Consider the following 16,295-nt stretch of genomic DNA (forward strand, 5'->3'; position numbering starts at 1 on the left):
GGAGGGTGCGATGAGGGGCAGGACGAACGCCGGGCTGGTCGCCGGCGGCGCGCTCGTCGGGCTCGTGGTGCTGACGGCCGTGGCGTCGTTCTTCTGGACGCCGCACGACCCGACGCTCGTGGACGCCGCGCAGAAGCTGCGCGAGCCGGGCGGCGGCTACCCGCTCGGCGCCGACAAGTTCGGCCGTGACACCTTCAGCCAGCTCATGGTCGGCGCGCGCACCACCCTCTACGTCGGCGTCGTGGCCGTCGGCATCGCCGCCGTGCTCGGCGTCCCGCTCGGCATGATCGCCGGGATGACGCCGCGCGGCTGGCTCTCCGAGCTGATCATGCGGGTCAACGACCTGGTGTTCGCGTTCCCCGCGCTGCTGCTCGCCGTCATGTTCGGCGCGGTCTACGGGGCCGGCACGCTCACCGCCATGATCGCGATCGGGGTGGCGACCGTGCCCGCGTTCGCCCGGGTGGCCCGCGCCGCCACCCTGCAGGTCATGGTGACCGACTACGTCCTGGCCGCCAGGGCCGCGGGGCGCCGGCGGCCCGCCATCGCCGTGCGGCACGTGCTGCCGAACATCGGCTCGATGCTGATCGTGCAGGCGTCGGTGTCGTTCGCGATCGCGATCCTGGCCGAGGCGGCGCTGTCGTTCCTCGGCTTCGGCACCCGCCCGCCCACGCCGTCGTGGGGGCGGATGCTGCAGGAGTCGCAGGAACTGCTGTTCTCCACCCCGCGCCTGGCGCTCTGGCCCGGTTTGGCCATCGCGCTCGCGGTGCTCGGCTTCAACCTCCTCGGCGACGGCCTGCGCGACTACCTGGACCCGAAGCTCAGGAGGATCCGGTGAGCGACCCGGTGAGCACGCTGAGGGTCGAAGGGCTGACCGTCAGGGCCGAATCGCTGGAGCTCGTACGCGAGGTGTCGTTCACGATCGCGCCCGGCGAGCGGGTCGGCCTCATCGGCGAGTCGGGGTCGGGCAAGTCGCTGACCGCGCTGTCGCTCATGGGCCTGCTCCCCGAGGCCGTCACCGCCTCGGGCACGGCCCGGCTGGGCGATCGCGACCTGGTCGGCGTGCCGGAGAACCGCGTCAAGGACCTGCGCGGGCGCGACGTGTCCATGGTCTTCCAGGAGCCCATGACCGCGCTCAACCCGCTCATGCGCGTCGGCGCCCAGGTGGCCGAGGTCATGACGCTGCACGGCACGCCGCGCCATGAGGCCCGCGAACGCGCCGTCGCGATGCTGGAACGCGTACGCCTTCCCGAACCAGGACAGGTCGCCCGCGCGTACCCCCACCAGCTCTCCGGCGGCCAGCGGCAGCGCGTCATGCTCGCCATCGCCCTGGCCAACGGACCCGGCCTGCTCATCTGCGACGAGCCCACCACCGCGCTCGACGTCACCGTGCAGAAGCAGATGCTCGAGCTGATCGCCGAGGTCGCGCCCGCGCTGCTGTTCATCACCCACGACCTCGCCGTCGTCGCCTCCGTCTGCGAGCGGGTCCTCGTCATGTACGGCGGCCGCGTCGTCGAGAGCGGCCCCATCCGGGAGGTCTTCACCCGCCCCCGCCACCGCTACACCGAAGGGCTGCTGGCCGCCTCCAAGCTCACCCCGCGCGGCACCCGCCTGCCCACCGTCCAGGGCAGCGTCCCGTCGGCGGGCCAGTTCCCCGACGGCTGCGTGTTCAGGAACCGCTGCCCGCACGCCACCCCCACGTGCGAGACCGCGCCGGCGCTGACAGGAGACGGACATGCCTTCGCATGCTGGCACCCCGCTGATTGAGGCGACCGGCCTCAACCGCGTCTACCACCGGCCCCGCACCTCGCTCACCAGGCCGGGCGCCGCCGTCCACGCGCTGCGCGACGTGTCGCTGACCATCCGGCGCGGGGAGCGGTTCGGCATCGTCGGCGAGTCGGGATCGGGCAAGTCCACGCTCCTGCGCCTGCTGTGCGCGCTCGACCGGCCCACCAGCGGCTCCATCCGCTTCGACGGGCAGGAGGTCTCCGGCCGGCCGGAGAGACGGCTGCGGTTCCTGCGCGAGAACCTCCAGATCGTCTTCCAGGACCCGATGAGCTCGCTCGACCCCCGCATGCGCGTACGCGACCTCGTCGCCGAGCCGCTCGTCGCCCTCGGCCTGCCGGCCGGCGACCGCGTGAGCGAACTGCTGGCCGAGGTCGGGCTGCCGCCCGAGGCGGCCGACCGCTACCCGCACCAGTTCTCCGGCGGGCAGCGCCAGCGCATCGCCATCGCCCGCGCGCTCGCGCCCCGGCCGAAGGTGCTGGTCGCCGACGAGCCGGTGAGCGCCCTGGACGTGTCCGTACGCGGGCAGATCCTCAACCTGCTGGCCGACCTCGTCGACGAGCTGGGCCTCACGCTCGTCTTCGTCTCGCACGACCTGTCCGTGGTGCGGCACGTGTGCGAGACGGTCGCGGTCATGAGCGCGGGCGAGATCGTGGAGACCGGGCCCGTGGACGACGTCTGGGAGGCGCCCGCCCACCCGTACACGCAGGAGCTGCTGCGGGCCGTACCGACATTGGAGGGTTTGTGGTGATCGAGGTCGACGCCGACGGCGTGGTGGAGTTCACGCAGGCGCTGGTGCGGATCCCCAGCACCAACGACCCGGCGCGCGGCCGCGACGAGCGGCCCGCCGCCGAGCTCGTCGCGGCGAAGATGCGCGAGTGGGGTTGGGAGCCCGTCGTGTACGAGGCCGCGCCCGGACGGCCCAACGTCGTGGCGGTCGTCGAGGGCGGCGGCGGCGACGGGCCGACCCTCATGTTCGAGGGCCACACCGACGTGGTGACCGAGGGCGACCTGTCCACCTGGACCGTCGACCCGTTCGGCGGCGAGATCCGCGACGGGCGGCTGTGGGGCCGGGGCAGCGCCGACATGAAGTCCGGCCTGGCCGCCACCCTCTACGCCACCCGCGCCCTGCAACTCGCTGGACCGTTCCCGGGCCGGATCAAGGTGTGCGCGCTGGCCGACGAGGAAGGCCTCATGATCGGCGCGCACCACTTCGTCTCCGAAGGCCTGGCGGCCGACGTGGACGGCGCGATCGTCGCCGAGCCCGAGGCGGGCGAGATCTGCGCCGTCGCCAAGGGCGCGCTGCGGCTCCGCGTCGACCTCACTGGCAAGATGGCGCACGGCGCGATGCCGCAGCACGGCCGCAACCCCGTCCAGGCCGTGGGCGAGCTCCTCGCCGGCCTGCGGTCCCTGCAGGACGAGCTCCAGGCGCTGCATCCGGCGCACGAGCACCTCGGCGAGGTGTACGTGACGCCGACCGTGCTGCGGGCCGGGTCCGAGGAGCAGGTCAACGTCATCCCCGCGGTCGCCTCCGTCTTCGTCGACGTGCGGACCGTCCCCGGCGTCGAGCACAAGGTCATCGCCGACCGGGTGGCGGCCCTCGCCTCCCGCGACGGGATCACCGCCGAGGTGTCGACGCTGGTGGACCGGCCGCCGGTGGACGTGCCCGTTTCCAACCCGGTCGTGGCCGCGCTGGCCGCCGCGCACCGCACCGTGACGGGGCGGGAACCGGTGTACGGCGGGGTGCCCGGCTCGACCGACGGGACCGTGCTGACCCACTGGGGCGGCATCCCCTCCGTCGTGTACGGGCCGGGCGGCAAGTGGATCGCGCACCAGGCGGACGAGTTCGTCGAGGTCGCCGAGATCGTCCAGTGCGCCGAGGTCTTCGCCGAGGCCGCCCGCCGGTTCCTGACCGGGGACCACTGATGCCCGCGGGCCCGGCCAACTCGCTGGTGGACGTCCCCGGCCTGCGCGTCGGCCACGCGCAGCGGATCGGCGGCGGTCACCGCACCGGCACCACCGTGGTCGTGGCGCCCGCCGGAGGCGCGGTGGCCGGGGTCGACGTGCGCGGGGCCGCGCCCGGCACCAGGGAGACGGAGCTGCTCGACCCGCGCAACCTGGTGGAGCGCGTGCACGCCGTGGTGCTGTCGGGCGGGAGCGCGTTCGGGCTCGGGGCGGCGTGCGGGGTGGTGGACCGGCTCGCCGACGCGGGCGTCGGCTATCCCGTGGCGGGCGGCGCCGTACCGATCGTCCCGGCGGCCGTCATCTTCGACCTCGGACGGGGCGGCACGTTCCGCGCCGTCCCCGACGCCGCGCTGGGCGCCGCCGCCTACGACGCCGCCCTCTCCCCGGCGCCCCGCGAAGCGACGGCCGCTTCCCGCCCGCCCGCGACCGCCCCTTCCGACGAACGATCGGCCTTCCGGCCGCGCGAAGGCACCCGTGAAGGGCTCGGTGAAGGAGCGTCCGCGCCCGCCGGGGCGTCGGATCCCGGAGCGTCCGGGCCCGCAGAACGCCTCCACCGTCCCGGCAGGTCGTTCGCGTCCGCCGCGGAGGTCTCGGCTCCCGGCGGCCCGCCTGCGGTGGCCCAGGACGGCGGGGTGTCGTGCACGACGGCGCCGGCGACGGCGAACGGGTCGGTCGGGGCCGGGACCGGCGCGGTGGCGGGCGGGCTGGCCGGAGGCGTGGGGACGGCCAGCGCCGTGCTCCCCGACGGCACGACGGTGGCCGCCCTGGCCGTCGTGAACGCCGCGGGCTCCGTTCTCGACCCCGCCGACGCCACCCTCGCCGGCGCGAGGTACGGCCTCCCCGGAGAGTTCGCCCTCGAGCCGCCCACGCCGGAGGAGGCCGCGGCCTGGCGTCCGGAGAAGGCCCCGTCGTTCAACACCACCATCGGCGTGGTGGCCACCGACCTCACCCTCACCAAGGCCCAGTGCGGCAAGCTGGCCGCGGTCGCCCACGACGGCCTGGCCAGGGCGATCAGGCCGGCGCACACCATGACCGACGGCGACACCATCTTCGCCCTGGCCACCTGCGCCGGCCCCGCCCCTGACCACGACGTGCTCCAGGACGCCCTGGCGGCGGCGGCCGACGTGTTCAGCCGCGCGGTGGCGCACGCCGTCCTGGCCGCGACCGGCCGCGAGGGCGCGCCCGCGTACCTCGACGTGTTTCCCAGCGCCCTACGGAAAGAGCCATGAGCATCGAGCAAGCCTGGCCCACCGGACTGCCCATCGGCGACGGATGGACGGAGACCGCGGCCACCACCGACGTGATCTTCCCCTACGACGGCACCCGGGTCGCCGCGGCCCCGCTGGGCACGCCGGCGCACGCCCGGCAGGCCCTCGACGCGGCGCTGGCCGCCGCCCCCGCCATGGCGGGGCTGCCCTCGCACGCCCGGCGTGCCGCCCTCATGCACGCCCACGACGCGCTGGAGGCGGCCCGCGAGCTGTTCGAGCGGCTCCTCGTCCTGGAGACCGGCAAACCGCTGGCCGACTGCAAGGTCGAGGTCGCGAGAACGCTGGTCACCCTGGCCACGGCCGCCGAGGAGGTCGCCAGGCTGCACGGGGAGACCGTGCCGCTCGACCTGCTGCCGACGGGGGAGGGTCTGATCGGGTACTGGACGCGCCGGCCGATCGGCGTCGTCGTCGGCATCACGGGTTTCAACTACCCGCTGCTCCTCGCCGCGCACAAGATCGCGCCGGCCGTGGCCGCCGGCTGTCCCGTGATCGTCAAGCCGGCGCCCGCGACCCCGCTGGCCACGCTCTGGCTGGTCCACCTGCTGCGCTCGGCCGGCGCGCTGCCCCCCGCCGCCGTCCAGCTCGTCACGGGGGACGTCGAGGTCGGCAGGACGCTGGTGGAGGACCGGCGGATCGGCGCGGTCTCGTTCACCGGCTCGGCCGCGGCGGGCCACGCCATCGCGCGCAGCGCCGCCCCCACGAAGGTGCTGCTGGAGCTCGGCTCGAACGCGGCGCTCGTGGTGGCGGCCGACGCCGACCTGGAGGCCGCCGCCGACGCGGTCGTGCGCGGCGGCTACTACGCCTCCGGCCAGGCGTGCATCTCCGTGCAGCGGGTGCTGGTCGAGGAGCCCGTACGCGACCGGTTCCTCGCCCTGCTGGCCGAGCGCGTCAAGAGCGTCACCGTCGGCGATCCGCGCCTGCCGGGCACCCGCGTCGCCCCGCTCATCGACGAGGCGGCCACCGACCGCGTGCTCGCGTGGATCTCCGCCTCGGGAGCGGAGCCGATCATCGGCGGGCACCGCGAGCAGCCCGGCGGCCGCGCCCTGGCGCCCACCGTGCTCGCCGACGTCCCCGACGGGGCCGCCGCCTGGGACGAGGAAATCTTCGGTCCTGTGGTGTGCGTGCGCTCGGTGCCCGACCTCGACGCCGCCTTCGCCGCGGTCAACGCCTCACGGTACGGCCTGCACGCGGCGGTCTACACCCGGTCGCTGGCCACGGCGTTCGCGGCCATCGAGCGGATCGAGGCCGGGGGGGTGGTGGTCAACGACGTGCCCGGCTTCAGGGCGGACAACATGCCGTACGGCGGCGTGAAGGACTCGGGCGCCGGCCGCGAGGGCCCGCGGTTCGCCATCGAGGAGCTGACCGTCACCAGGATGGCCGTCATCCGGCCACAGGCGTGACCCGCCGGCCCCGCCTCCGGTAGGCGGCGAAGGCGGCGCCGCACAGGAGCACGAGCAGCAAGGTGGTCGGCAGCCCCGTGAACGGCCCGGCCGTGGCGGGCTCTCCCAGCAGCGGGCTCGCCCGCGGCTGGGAGAGCAGCACCATGGCGAGCTGCGGCGGGCGCTGCCCGGGGACGGCCACCACGAAGACATGGGTCGCCAGCCAGAGCGGCGTCGCGTGGAAGGCCATGGCCGCCCACAGGCTGCCGCCCATCAGCGTGAGCAGCGCCGCCAGCACCGACCAGAGCACCAGGTTGGCGGCCAGCACCCAGGTGAACCGGTGCAGGGGGAAGATCAGCATCAGCGGGCCGGCGAAGTGGAACAGCGCGAACGCCCCCGAGGAGATCGCGATGCCCGCCGTCGCCCCCCAGCGCGTGGTGGCGCTGCGCAGGATCCAGCCCCGGTAGAGGATCTCCTCGATCGAGATCATCACGATCCTGCCCAGGTAGAACGCCGGCAGCAGGTACGCCGGCGCCGCCGGCGCCATGCCGGAGACCACCAGCGTGTCGTCCACCCGCAGGTTCCCGATGGCGGCCTGCGACGCCAGCCATCCCGCGATGAACGCCACCCCCAGGCCGAAGCCGGCCGCGTGCTGCCTCCAGGCGAGCCGGTCCCACGTGAGGCCGAGCGAGGCGGCGAACGGCCGCCGCTCGTAGAACCGCATCCAGGCCCAGAGCAGCAGGAAGATGGGCGCGTGCCCGACCACGGACTGCAGGACGGCGAAGACGGCGATGAGCGGCGGCGACGGCCGCGTCCCCGCCAGCATCGCCCCCAGCGCCTGGACCAGGAGCATGCCCGCGAGCAGGCCCGCCGCGTAGATCAGTTGCGCCAGCAGAACGGTGAGCAGGGGATGGGTGTCACGTCCGGTGCCCCTGGAGGTGACGGCGGGAGAAGTCATGCCGCCGAAGGTAGGCAAACGCCGCGCGAGGCGAATCCCGCCGGCGGCCTATCCGGGTACGACCGTGGGATATGCCGCAGGTCATGTTCCCCTCCCGGCAGCGGAGGACGGCCCGGCCCCGGTGTTAGCGTGAAGCCGTGGCTGGAGGTGATCGCTGGACCCACGGCACGGACACGCGGGCCCCGTACGTGCTGATCGCGCTGTTCGCTTTCGCGAGTCTGGTGTTGTTGTGGAGCACGCTGCAGCTGGTCGCCGCGCGCGAGGCATCGTGGCTGTACGTCGTGCCTCCCGTGGCGCTGCTGGTCCTGTGGCCGTTCCTGCAGTGGAACCGCCGGGCCTCGCCCGCCCGCAAGGCGGCCGGCCTGCTCTTCATGCTGGCGGCGATAGGAGGGGCGGCCGTCGGCAGCGGCGCGACGAGCGTCCCGCTGATCGCTGTCACGATCGTGCAATCCGTCTGCGTGTTCGGTGTCCCGGGAGGCGCCGGGTTCAGCGTGGTGCTGGTCGCGACCACGCTCGTCGCCGGCCTGCTGGTGCGGGGCGAGGGCGGAGCAGGGTGGGCGGTCGCGGAGACGGCCGTGATGGGGGTGTTCGCCGTCTGGGCGCTGGTCACCGCGCGCATCCTCCTCGCCGCGCGCGAGCGTGCCCGCGAGACGGAACGCCTGCTCGGCGAGCTCGGCGAGGCACACGCGGAGCTGGGGCGCTACGCGGCCAGAGTGCGCGAGCTGACCGTGGCCGAGGAACGCGCCCGCATGTCACGCGAGATGCACGACTCCGTCGGCCACTACCTGACGGTGATCAACCTCGGCCTGGAGAACGCCCGGCGCTACCGGGAGGCCCGGCCCGGCGACGCGTGGGCCGAGGTGCGGCAGGCCCAGCGGCTCACCATGGAGGCGCTGGCCGACACCAGGCGCTGGGTGCGGGCGCTGAAACCGCTGGCCCTCGAAGGGCGGGCCGGTCCCGCGGCCATGGCGGAGCTGGCCAGGTCGTTCGGGGGCACGGGCCTCGAGGTCACGTTCCGCGCGCCGGGAGCCGAGCTCATGCTGGACGAGGAGGCCGAGCTGGCCCTCTACCGCACGCTGCAGGAAGGCCTGACGAACGCGGTACGCCACTCGGGCGCGCGCAAGGTCGAGGTCGTGTTGTCCTCCGCCGACGACCGGGTGGAGCTGTCCATCACCGACGACGGCCGCGGCGCCGCCACCGGCGTGGGCGTGGCGGGTGGCGGTGGTGATCGCGGGGCGGCGCGCGGGGAGCGCGGGCTCGCGGGGCTGCGGCACCGGATCGGAGCCCTGGGCGGCACGCTCACGGCCGGGGGCGCGCCGGAGGGCGGGTTCGTGCTGCGGGTGAGCCTGCCCGCGCGGGCGGAGGTGCGCGTGTGACCGTGCGGGTGCTGATCGTGGACGATCAGGTCCTCATGCGCGAGGGGCTGCGCAAGCTGCTGGAGCTGGAGCCGGGTATCGAGGTGGTGGGCGAGGCCGCCGACGGCGTGGCCGCGCTCGACCTGCTCGACGCCGCCCGGCCCGACGTGGTGCTGGTCGACGCCCGGATGCCGCGCATGGACGGCATCGAGCTGATCGCCCGGCTCGACGTGCCCGCGATCATCCTGACGACGTTCGACGACGACGACTACATCTTCGGCGGCCTGCGCGCCGGCGCCCGCGGTTACCTGCTGAAGGACACCCCTCCGCACGAGCTGGTGGCCGCCATCCGCAAGGCGGCCCGCGGGGAGACGGTGCTCGGCGGGGTCGCGGCGGAGCGCGTGGTCGCCGAGTTGCGGCGGGCGCCCGCCGCCCGCGACCCCGGCCAGGAGCTGTCCGAACGCGAGCGCGAGGTGGCGGTGCTGGTGGGCCAGGGCGCCACCAACCGCGAGATCGCCAGGCGGCTGTTCATCACCGAGGGCACGGTGAAGAACCACATCTCCAGCATCCTGCGCAAGCTCCGCCTGCGCGACCGCACCCAGCTCGCCATCCACATCGCCAGATCCTCCTGACCGCCCGAACCGACCCGGCGGCGCGTCGGCCTGGCGCGTCGGCCGGGTCAGTTCGGGGGGTCGAAGCGGCCGTCCACGGCGGTCCAGCCGCCGTCGACGTACAGGACCGAGCCGGTGACGAAGCTGGCCGCGTCGCCCGCCAGGTAGACCACGGCGCCGGCCATCTCCTCCGCCGCCGCCCACCGGCCGAGCGCGCTCTTGGCGGCGTACGCGTCGTACCAGCCGGGGTCGTTCTTGATCTGCTCCGTCAGCGGCGTCTCCACCACGCCGGGCGCGATCGCGTTCACCCGCACCCCGTGCGGCCCGAACTCGGCCGCGGCGGTCCGCAGCAGCTGCACCAGCCCGGCCTTGGTGGCGGAGTAGACGCTCTGTCCCGGCTCGGTGACGGACGCCCGGATGGAGGCGAACCCGATGATCGAGCCGCGCCCCCGTTCCACCATGCCCGCCCCGAACGCCCGCACCACGTCGAACGAGCCTCGCAGGTTCAGCCCCACCACCCGGTCGAACTCCTCGCCGGTGTAGTCGAGCAGCCGCTTGCGCACGTTGGTCGCGGCGGTGAACACCAGGACGTCGGCAGGCTCCTCGCCGGCGAGCCGGCGCACGGCGGCGGAGTCCAGCACGTCGACCAGCCGCGCACGGCCCGCGCACCGCCCGGCGGTCTCCTCGGCCGCGGCCAGGTCACGGTCTGCGCACACCACGGACGCCCCGTGCGCGGCCAGCGCCAGCGCCGCCTCCCTGCCGATCCCGCTTCCCGCTCCGATCACCACGGCCCGCCGCCCGTCCAGGCGGAACAGCGCGTCATATCTCATATGAGGCACCCTAACGACTGGTCAGACCAGTACACCAGGTTGGGGCACGCGGCCGTCCACGCCTGGCGAGCACGGGCTCGCGCCCTGAGGCCGCTCAGCGGGCCGCCCGCCAGTCGGAGCGCAGCAGTTCGTACTCCACCTCGCCCTGGTCGGAACCCGGGAGAGGGTCGGGCCAGTCCTCGAAGAACGTGCGGACGAACCTCAGCCCGCACCTCTCCATGACGCGCCGGGAGCCGAGGTTGACGGTCATCGTCTGGGCGAACACCCGGCGGGCGCCCAGGCTCTCGAACGCCTCGCGGATCAGCGCCAGCGAGCCCTCGGTCGCGTACCCCTTGCCCCAGGCCCGCTTGTGCAGCCGGTAGCCCAGCTCGGGTTCGTCGGCCGGCTTGCCCTCGGGCGCGCGCAGGTGGAACCAGCCGATGAACTCTCCCGAGGGCTTCTCGAGGGCGGCGAAGAAGCCCGTCCCGATGAACCTGGGCAGCGTCTCGCCGACGATCACCTCGCGCGGCGTCGGCTTGCCGCCGTTGAGGTAGCGCATGACGTCGGGGTCGTTGTGCAGGGCGAAAAGCAGGTCGGCGTCGGACTCGGTGAAGCGGCGCAGGATCAGCCGCTCGGTCTCCAGGTGAACGTGCACGCGAACACGGTATCCAGCCGGCTCGTACGGGCTCGACGGGTTTTCGCGCGGCCGGCGGCGGGCGCGGGTCGCCGGCCGGGGGACGTGTCGGCCTGGCGGAATTTCGTTCCCTGATAGCCTTCCACCGTGGAACGGAATTCTCTGTCCGCGGCGGTGCGCGCCCGTGTGCCAGGGCTGCACGCGGCCGAGGCGCGGGTCGCGCGGGTGGTGCTCGACCAGGGTGTTCACCTCGTGCACCTGAGCGTGATCGACGTGGCGAGGCTGGCCGGCACGTCGGCGTCCACGGTGGTGCGGGCGTGCCGGCGGCTGGGGTTCCGGGGCTTCCAGGAGCTGAAGATCACCGCCGCGCGGGACACGCCGCGGAGCGCCGACCCGCAGGACGACCCCGATCCCGCCGCCCAGGTGCTGGCCGCCACCGTCCGTGCCGCTCAGGAGGCGCTCGGCGGGCTCGGCGTCACGCTGTCGCACGCGAGCCTGCGCGACGCGGCCGGGGCGCTCAGCCGGGCCTCCAGGGTGCTCGTCGCGGGCACCGGCCTGTCCGGGGCCACGGCCACCGACGCCGCCTACCGGCTGCGTGCCCTCGGCCTGCCGGTGGATCTGCCGCCCGACCCGCTCACCGCCCAGCTGGCGGCCGAGTTGCTGCCCGAGCCTTCCGTCTGCCTCGCCATCAGCCACAGCGGAGCCACCCGCTCCACCGTCGACACCGCCCGCCGCGCCGCGGCGGCGGGGGCGCGGGTGGTGGCGATCACCAGCTACGCCCGCTCGCCGCTGACCGAGCTGAGCACGTGGGCGCTCGTCGGCGGCGGGCAGGACCTCGTCTTCGGCATGGAGGCGGTCGCCAGCCGCCTGGCCCACCTCACCATCGTCGACACGCTGTCGATGCTCGTGCTCGGGCTGCGCGGCGGCCCGGCCGAGCGGGCGGTGTCGGCCTCCGCCGAGGTCACGGCGAGCCACAGCTACTGAGAGGGGGCCGGGTTGACCGGCAAGAGCTTCGACATCGCGGGTGAGCTGCGCGTCAGACGCCTCGGATACGGCACCGGCATGCTCACCGGTCCCGGCTACTGGGGGCCGCGCATGGAGCCAGGCCAGGCGGTGGCCCTGCTGCGCCGCGCCGTGGAGCGCGGCGTCACGCTCATCGACACGGCCGACAACTACGGTCCCGGCCTGGCGGAGGAGCTGGTCGCGAGGGCGCTGCACCCGTACCCCGTCGGGCTGGTGCTGGCGACGAAGGGCGGCGTGGTCCGTACGGCGCCGAACGTCTGGCACGTCGCCGGGCGGCCCGAGCGGCTGCGGGCCATGTGCGAGGCGAGCCTGCGCCGCCTGCGGACCGAGACGATCGACCTCTACCAGCTCCACCGGCTCGACCCGGAGGTGCCGATGGCCGACCAGCTGGGCACGCTGGCCGAGCTGCGGCGTGAGGGCAAGATCCGGCACATCGGCCTCGACACGGTCACCGCCGGGGAGCTGGCGCGGGGGCTGGAGATCACGGAGATCGCCTCCGTACAGAACCGCTACAACCTGCTCGACCGGGAGTCCGAACCGGTGCTGCGGATGTGCGAGGAGCGAGGGCTGGCGTTCCTGCCGTGGTTCCCGCTGGGCAACGGCGCGCTGGCCGGGCCGGGCGCGGCGGAAACGGCGAGGGTGGCCAGGCGGCACGGTGCCACCCCCGGGCAGGTGGCGCTGGCGTGGCTGCCGCACCGTTCGCCGGTCATGTTGCCCACGCCCGGTACGGGTTCCCTCGCCCACCTGGAGGACAACCTCGGCGCGGCGGACGTCTCGCTGACCCCCGACGATCTCGCGGCCCTGGACCGGCTCGGCGGATGACGGTCACCGCGCGTTCACGTCCCGGGCACGAGGACGGCCCGCAGGTGCCGGTTCCGCTTCACGTCCCGGACACGAGGACGGCCCGCAGGTGCCGGTTCCGCACGGATCTGGTCAGGCGGCTTGCGGGAGTTTCGTAAGGAGGCTTACGATCTGCGGATGATCAACACGGCACGGCCCGCGTACGACGAGCTCGCGGCGCGCCTCGGCGCGCCGCTCGGCGTGGAGGACGCCCGCGCCCGCTGGGGCTCGCTCGTGCGGGAGGCCAGGAGCGGCGCCATCACGCTGATCACCCGGGAGCGCTCGGAATGGGCCGCGCTGGTGCCGCTGTCGAAGGTGTCCGGGCTGCTGAGCGGCCTGCCGCTGGTGCCCGTGTCGACGGCCCGCGGCAAGCTCGGCGACCTCGTACGCCAGGTCGCCCATCCGTACGAGCACGAGCCGGTGCTGCTGTCGCGGCACCGCCGGCCCGTCGCCGCCCTGATCGCGGCCGCGCGGTTGATCGACGCCCCCGCTCCCCGCCAGCTGCCCACCGCCGACGTGATGCTGCTCGGCGGCGGCACCATCGTCCTCGCCCTCGACGCGCACGGGCGGACCACCGCCGGCGTGCACGACCAGGAGGGCACCGAGGTCGCGTTCGGCTCGGGCGACAGCATCCGCCAGGCGCTCGACGCGCTGGAGGACGACTGATCAGGCCGGGCTGATCACCGCGTCGGGTCCGGGGAAGATGAGATGCTCGCTCCCGTCCTCGAACCTGACGACGTAGGGCGGAGTGCCGTCAGGGCCGCGGATCTCGATGATCTCGCCCTTCCTGTCTCCCTGGCCCACGACATGCCCGTGGACGATCAGCGTGTCGCCGACGTTCGCCTGCATGGTGACTTCCCCTCGGCCGGCTCTTGGAGGCTCACTCCCACACTGCACCAGGAGGGCGTCTGCGCAAAGACGACTGGCCGAGCGGGCGGGGTCAGCGTGCGAGCTCTTCCACGATGCCGGTGAAGCCCTCGTCGCCGCGGCCGTCGGCGATGCGCCGGTTGACGAGGGCCAGGAGGTGCTCGAACTGGGCGGTGCCGAGCTTGGCGGCGCCGCGTAGCCGGACGAGGTGCTCCAGCACCGGGGCGTGCTCGGTCAGGGAGGCCGGGCCCCGCGGGTAGGAGCGGTCGCGCACCTCGCGGGCCGTCTCCTGGGCCGCCGCCACGACGTAGCCCATCTGCTTGGCCGCGAACGGCGCGAACGTCTCCGGGTCGACGCCACCGGTCCCGCCCGCCAGCGCGAGGGCGTTCAGGTAGGCGAGCGTGGTGTCGTACCAGAGGCCGAGCAGTGCGAGGTCGTACAGCCCGGCCTGGCCGGGGTCCTCGCCGACGTGGTGGGTCGCCCCGAGCGGCTCCAGTGCCGGACGGCAGGACTCGAACGCCCGCGCCGGGCCGCTGTAGATCAGCGTGGCGGCCGGGGTGCCGATGTCCGCGGGACTCGCCTGGACGACGGCGTCGAGGTGGACGGCGCCGTGCTCGCGGGCCCACGCGGCGCTCTCGCGGGCCTCGTCGGGGGTGCCGGTGGTGAAGTCGGCCAGCGTACGGCCGGCCGCGGCCGCGCCCCCGGCGCCCAGCACTTCCATGACCGCGTCGTGGCCGGTCAGGCAGAGGACGACGAGGTCGCTCGCGGCCATGGCGTCCGCGACCGTGCCCGCGTGCCGTGCTCCGCTCGTCACGAGGGGGCCGGCCTTCGCGGGGGAGCGGTTCCAGACCGTGGTCGGGTGCCCGTGCTCCAGGAACGTGCGGGCCAGGGCGCCGCCCATGGCGCCGAGGCCGAGCACCGTCACGGAGAGATCGTTCATGGGGGAGCCTCCTTATTACGTTACGGGACGCAACGTAACATAAGGGGTAGACTCGGGCTCGTGCAACCACGTCAGGAGGGGCGGGCCCCGCGTGCGGGCCGCCCGCGCGACCCGCAGATCGGCCGGACCGTGCTGGACGCGACGCTGGCCGTGCTCGACGAGGCCGGCTACACCCGGCTCACCATCGAGGAGGTCGCCCGGCGCGCGGGCGCGACCAAGCCGGCGATCTACCGCCGCTGGCCCGACCGGCGGCGTCTCGTCCTGGCCGCGCTGGCGACCCGGCTCGGCACCGCCCGCACGCCCGACACCGGCTGCACGCTCTGCGATCTCAACGAGGGGATCAACGTCTTCGTCTCGGCGTTCCGCCGGATCAGGCCCGGCGTGCTGGGGCCGCTGTTCGCCGACTGCGCGGCCGAGCCGGAGGCGCGCGAGACGTTCATGACGACGTTGTTCGACCCGCCACGGGCGGCGGTGGCCGAGATGATCGAGCGGGCGGTGGCGCGCGGCGACCTGCGGGCCGACCTCGACCGCGAGCTGGTGCTGGACATGCTGGGCTCGCTGGTGCACTACCGCGCGCTCTTCGGGCACGCGCCGATCACCGGGGGCCAGGTGGAGAGCGCCGTCGCGGCGGTGCTGGGCGGGATCGCCACCGACTACCCGGCCCTGCTGGCGCACAGCCGCGAGGTCGCGGGCGATCCGCGGACCCACGCCGCCCACGGGTAGCCGCCCGGCTCCCGCCTTCAGCGCCCCGGCGGCCCCGGATGGTGACCCGGGGTCCGCTTCGCCGTGCTGCTCCTGGCAGCCCAAGGCCCTCACCCCCGACCCGGCGGTTTCGGCGAAACCCGGTTTCCCTTTCTGCGGCTCCCAAGGTATACCTAGGAGTCCTAGGTTTGGACCTAGATGCCCTAGGATGTGCTGTCCCGCCCGCTGCGGCACTGTTCCCGCCCCGTGAAGGAGTACCGCCATGACAGACCCGACGACCGGCAGGCTGCGCGTCAACGGCGCGAGCCTGCACTACGAGGTGCGCGGCGAGGGCCCGCTCCTGCTTCTCATCGCCGGAGGGTCAGGCGGCGCGGCGTCCTTCGACGGCGTCGCCGGTGACCTGGCCGCTCACCACACGGTCGCGACCTACGACCCGCGCGGCATGTCCCGGAGCACGCTGGACGACCCCGGGGCCGAACAGCGGGTGGCGGAGCACGCCGACGACGCGCTGCGGATGCTGGACCTGCTGTCGCCCGGCGAGCCCGCCCGCGTCTTCGGCGCCAGCTCCGGCGCGATCGTCTCTTTGCACCTGCTCACCACCCATCCCGAACGCGTCGGACGCGTCGTCGCGCACGAGCCGCCGGTGGTGGAGGTCCTGCCCGACGCCGCCGATCATCGCGCGCTGATCGCCCGCGTGCGGGAGACGTTCAAGACGGAGGGACCGATGCGCGCCGTGGCGGTGTTCGCGGCCGGGCTGAAGAAGGACGGCGCCGCCATCGAGCCGCCGGCCGAGATCGAGCTCCCGCCGCAGGCGGCGGCCAGGGCCGAGCAGACGATGGCCGGCCTGCCGTACTTCATCGGGCGCATCGTGCCCGGTTTCATGTCCTACGCCCCGGACGTCGACCGGCTGGCGGCGCTGTCCGACCGGCTCGTGCTCGCGTGCGGCCACGACTCGCGCGGCGAACTGCCCTACCGCCCGGCCGCGTTCCTGGCCGAGCGGCTCGGCATCGAACTCGTGCATTTCCCCGGCGGGCACACCGGCCTGACCACGCACCCCGCCGAGTTCTGCGAGCTCCTTCTCAAGACCCTGCGCGCCTGAACACCGCGCGGCACCCGGCGGCAGCCCGCCGCAGAGCCGACGACATCACCCGCACCGAGCTGA

The 16,295-nt window shown here is 74.2% G+C and carries 18 protein-coding genes; 13 read left to right on the forward strand and 5 right to left on the reverse strand.

The window, feature by feature from the left end:
• Positions 1 to 10: 10 nt before the first annotated feature.
• From E1292_RS18520 to E1292_RS18545, 6 genes are read left to right on the forward strand one after another with little or no spacing between them, the layout of a single operon-like run.
• On the forward strand, positions 11 to 835 hold the full coding sequence (locus tag E1292_RS18520; RefSeq protein ID WP_132596466.1) for an ABC transporter permease: 825 nt from the start codon (positions 11 to 13) through the stop codon (positions 833 to 835).
• Complete coding sequence (locus tag E1292_RS18525; RefSeq protein WP_246090182.1) at positions 832 to 1,764, forward strand: ABC transporter ATP-binding protein; 933 nt, start codon at positions 832 to 834, stop codon at positions 1,762 to 1,764. The genes E1292_RS18520 and E1292_RS18525 overlap by 4 nt, the downstream gene beginning before the upstream one ends.
• The gene (locus E1292_RS18530) at positions 1,733 to 2,533 is read left to right on the forward strand and encodes an ATP-binding cassette domain-containing protein (RefSeq protein WP_132596467.1); all 801 of its coding nucleotides are present in this window, start codon (positions 1,733 to 1,735) and stop codon (positions 2,531 to 2,533) included. The genes E1292_RS18525 and E1292_RS18530 overlap by 32 nt, the downstream gene beginning before the upstream one ends.
• Positions 2,530 to 3,708 (forward strand): M20 family metallopeptidase, encoded by a 1,179-nt coding sequence (locus E1292_RS18535; protein WP_246090183.1) that lies wholly within the window; start codon positions 2,530 to 2,532, stop codon positions 3,706 to 3,708. Before E1292_RS18530 ends, E1292_RS18535 begins: the two co-directional genes overlap by 4 nt.
• Positions 3,708 to 4,976 carry a P1 family peptidase gene (locus tag E1292_RS18540; RefSeq protein WP_132596468.1) on the forward strand — a complete coding sequence of 423 codons (1,269 nt, stop codon included), beginning with the start codon at positions 3,708 to 3,710 and terminating at the stop codon, positions 4,974 to 4,976. Before E1292_RS18535 ends, E1292_RS18540 begins: the two co-directional genes overlap by 1 nt.
• Positions 4,973 to 6,415: an aldehyde dehydrogenase family protein gene (locus tag E1292_RS18545; protein ID WP_132596469.1), complete on the forward strand. Its 1,443-nt coding sequence runs from the start codon at positions 4,973 to 4,975 to the stop codon at positions 6,413 to 6,415. The genes E1292_RS18540 and E1292_RS18545 overlap by 4 nt, the downstream gene beginning before the upstream one ends.
• Here the strand turns inward: E1292_RS18545 and E1292_RS18550 are convergent.
• Entirely contained in the window at positions 6,396 to 7,352 is a 957-nt protein-coding gene (locus E1292_RS18550) for a CPBP family intramembrane glutamic endopeptidase (protein ID WP_132596470.1), read from the reverse strand. The genes E1292_RS18545 and E1292_RS18550 overlap by 20 nt on opposite strands.
• A gap of 137 nt (positions 7,353 to 7,489) precedes the next feature.
• Between E1292_RS18550 and E1292_RS18555 the strand changes: the two genes are divergently transcribed.
• Complete coding sequence (locus E1292_RS18555) at positions 7,490 to 8,728, forward strand: sensor histidine kinase (RefSeq protein ID WP_246090184.1); 1,239 nt, start codon at positions 7,490 to 7,492, stop codon at positions 8,726 to 8,728.
• The gene (locus E1292_RS18560; RefSeq protein ID WP_132596471.1) at positions 8,725 to 9,339 is read left to right on the forward strand and encodes a response regulator; all 615 of its coding nucleotides are present in this window, start codon (positions 8,725 to 8,727) and stop codon (positions 9,337 to 9,339) included. Before E1292_RS18555 ends, E1292_RS18560 begins: the two co-directional genes overlap by 4 nt.
• Positions 9,340 to 9,386: 47 nt before the next feature.
• Here the strand turns inward: E1292_RS18560 and E1292_RS18565 are convergent, their stop codons facing one another.
• Entirely contained in the window at positions 9,387 to 10,148 is a 762-nt protein-coding gene (locus E1292_RS18565; protein ID WP_132596472.1) for an SDR family NAD(P)-dependent oxidoreductase, read from the reverse strand.
• A gap of 94 nt (positions 10,149 to 10,242) precedes the next feature.
• Positions 10,243 to 10,782: a GNAT family N-acetyltransferase gene (locus E1292_RS18570; protein WP_132596473.1), complete on the reverse strand. Its 540-nt coding sequence runs from the start codon at positions 10,780 to 10,782 to the stop codon at positions 10,243 to 10,245.
• Positions 10,783 to 10,908: 126 nt separating this feature from the next.
• Between E1292_RS18570 and E1292_RS18575 the strand changes: the two genes are divergently transcribed.
• From E1292_RS18575 to E1292_RS18585, 3 genes are all read left to right on the forward strand, one after another.
• The gene (locus E1292_RS18575; protein WP_132596474.1) at positions 10,909 to 11,745 is read left to right on the forward strand and encodes a MurR/RpiR family transcriptional regulator; all 837 of its coding nucleotides are present in this window, start codon (positions 10,909 to 10,911) and stop codon (positions 11,743 to 11,745) included.
• Positions 11,746 to 11,757: 12 nt separating this feature from the next.
• Positions 11,758 to 12,606 (forward strand): aldo/keto reductase, encoded by an 849-nt coding sequence (locus tag E1292_RS18580; RefSeq protein ID WP_132596475.1) that lies wholly within the window; start codon positions 11,758 to 11,760, stop codon positions 12,604 to 12,606.
• Between the two features lie 156 nt (positions 12,607 to 12,762).
• Positions 12,763 to 13,290 carry a type II toxin-antitoxin system prevent-host-death family antitoxin gene (locus tag E1292_RS18585; RefSeq protein ID WP_132596476.1) on the forward strand — a complete coding sequence of 176 codons (528 nt, stop codon included), beginning with the start codon at positions 12,763 to 12,765 and terminating at the stop codon, positions 13,288 to 13,290.
• Here the strand turns inward: E1292_RS18585 and E1292_RS18590 are convergent, their stop codons facing one another.
• The gene (locus tag E1292_RS18590) at positions 13,291 to 13,473 is read right to left on the reverse strand and encodes a DUF1918 domain-containing protein (RefSeq protein ID WP_132596477.1); all 183 of its coding nucleotides are present in this window, start codon (positions 13,471 to 13,473) and stop codon (positions 13,291 to 13,293) included. It abuts the gene before it with no gap.
• 91 nt (positions 13,474 to 13,564) lie between these two features.
• Positions 13,565 to 14,431: an NAD(P)-dependent oxidoreductase gene (locus tag E1292_RS54965; RefSeq protein ID WP_132596478.1), complete on the reverse strand. Its 867-nt coding sequence runs from the start codon at positions 14,429 to 14,431 to the stop codon at positions 13,565 to 13,567.
• A 60-nt stretch (positions 14,432 to 14,491) separates the two neighbouring features.
• Between E1292_RS54965 and E1292_RS18600 the strand changes: the two genes are divergently transcribed.
• Together E1292_RS18600 and E1292_RS18605 are read left to right on the forward strand one after the other, a co-directional pair.
• Positions 14,492 to 15,154, forward strand: coding sequence for a TetR/AcrR family transcriptional regulator (locus E1292_RS18600; RefSeq protein WP_132596479.1), 663 nt, complete (start codon positions 14,492 to 14,494; stop codon positions 15,152 to 15,154).
• A gap of 241 nt (positions 15,155 to 15,395) precedes the next feature.
• Positions 15,396 to 16,232: an alpha/beta fold hydrolase gene (locus E1292_RS18605; protein ID WP_132596480.1), complete on the forward strand. Its 837-nt coding sequence runs from the start codon at positions 15,396 to 15,398 to the stop codon at positions 16,230 to 16,232.
• Positions 16,233 to 16,295 lie beyond the last annotated feature (63 nt).

Source organism: Nonomuraea deserti, assembly GCF_004348685.1.
GTDB lineage: Bacteria > Actinomycetota > Actinomycetes > Streptosporangiales > Streptosporangiaceae > Nonomuraea > Nonomuraea deserti.

Excerpts from the sequence above, each read along its gene's own strand:
- E1292_RS18520 (WP_132596466.1), top strand. The coding sequence starts at position 11 with ATGAGGGGCAGGACGAACGCCGGGCTGGTCGCCGGCGGCGCGCTCGTC.
- E1292_RS18530 (WP_132596467.1), top strand. The coding sequence starts at position 1,733 with ATGCCTTCGCATGCTGGCACCCCGCTGATTGAGGCGACCGGCCTCAAC.
- E1292_RS18540 (WP_132596468.1), top strand. The coding sequence starts at position 3,708 with ATGCCCGCGGGCCCGGCCAACTCGCTGGTGGACGTCCCCGGCCTGCGC.
- E1292_RS18545 (WP_132596469.1), top strand. The coding sequence starts at position 4,973 with ATGAGCATCGAGCAAGCCTGGCCCACCGGACTGCCCATCGGCGACGGA.
- E1292_RS18550 (WP_132596470.1), bottom strand. The coding sequence starts at position 7,352 with ATGACTTCTCCCGCCGTCACCTCCAGGGGCACCGGACGTGACACCCAT.
- E1292_RS18565 (WP_132596472.1), bottom strand. The coding sequence starts at position 10,148 with ATGAGATATGACGCGCTGTTCCGCCTGGACGGGCGGCGGGCCGTGGTG.
- E1292_RS18585 (WP_132596476.1), top strand. The coding sequence starts at position 12,763 with ATGATCAACACGGCACGGCCCGCGTACGACGAGCTCGCGGCGCGCCTC.
- E1292_RS18590 (WP_132596477.1), bottom strand. The coding sequence starts at position 13,473 with ATGCAGGCGAACGTCGGCGACACGCTGATCGTCCACGGGCATGTCGTG.
- E1292_RS54965 (WP_132596478.1), bottom strand. The coding sequence starts at position 14,431 with ATGAACGATCTCTCCGTGACGGTGCTCGGCCTCGGCGCCATGGGCGGC.
- E1292_RS18605 (WP_132596480.1), top strand. The coding sequence starts at position 15,396 with ATGACAGACCCGACGACCGGCAGGCTGCGCGTCAACGGCGCGAGCCTG.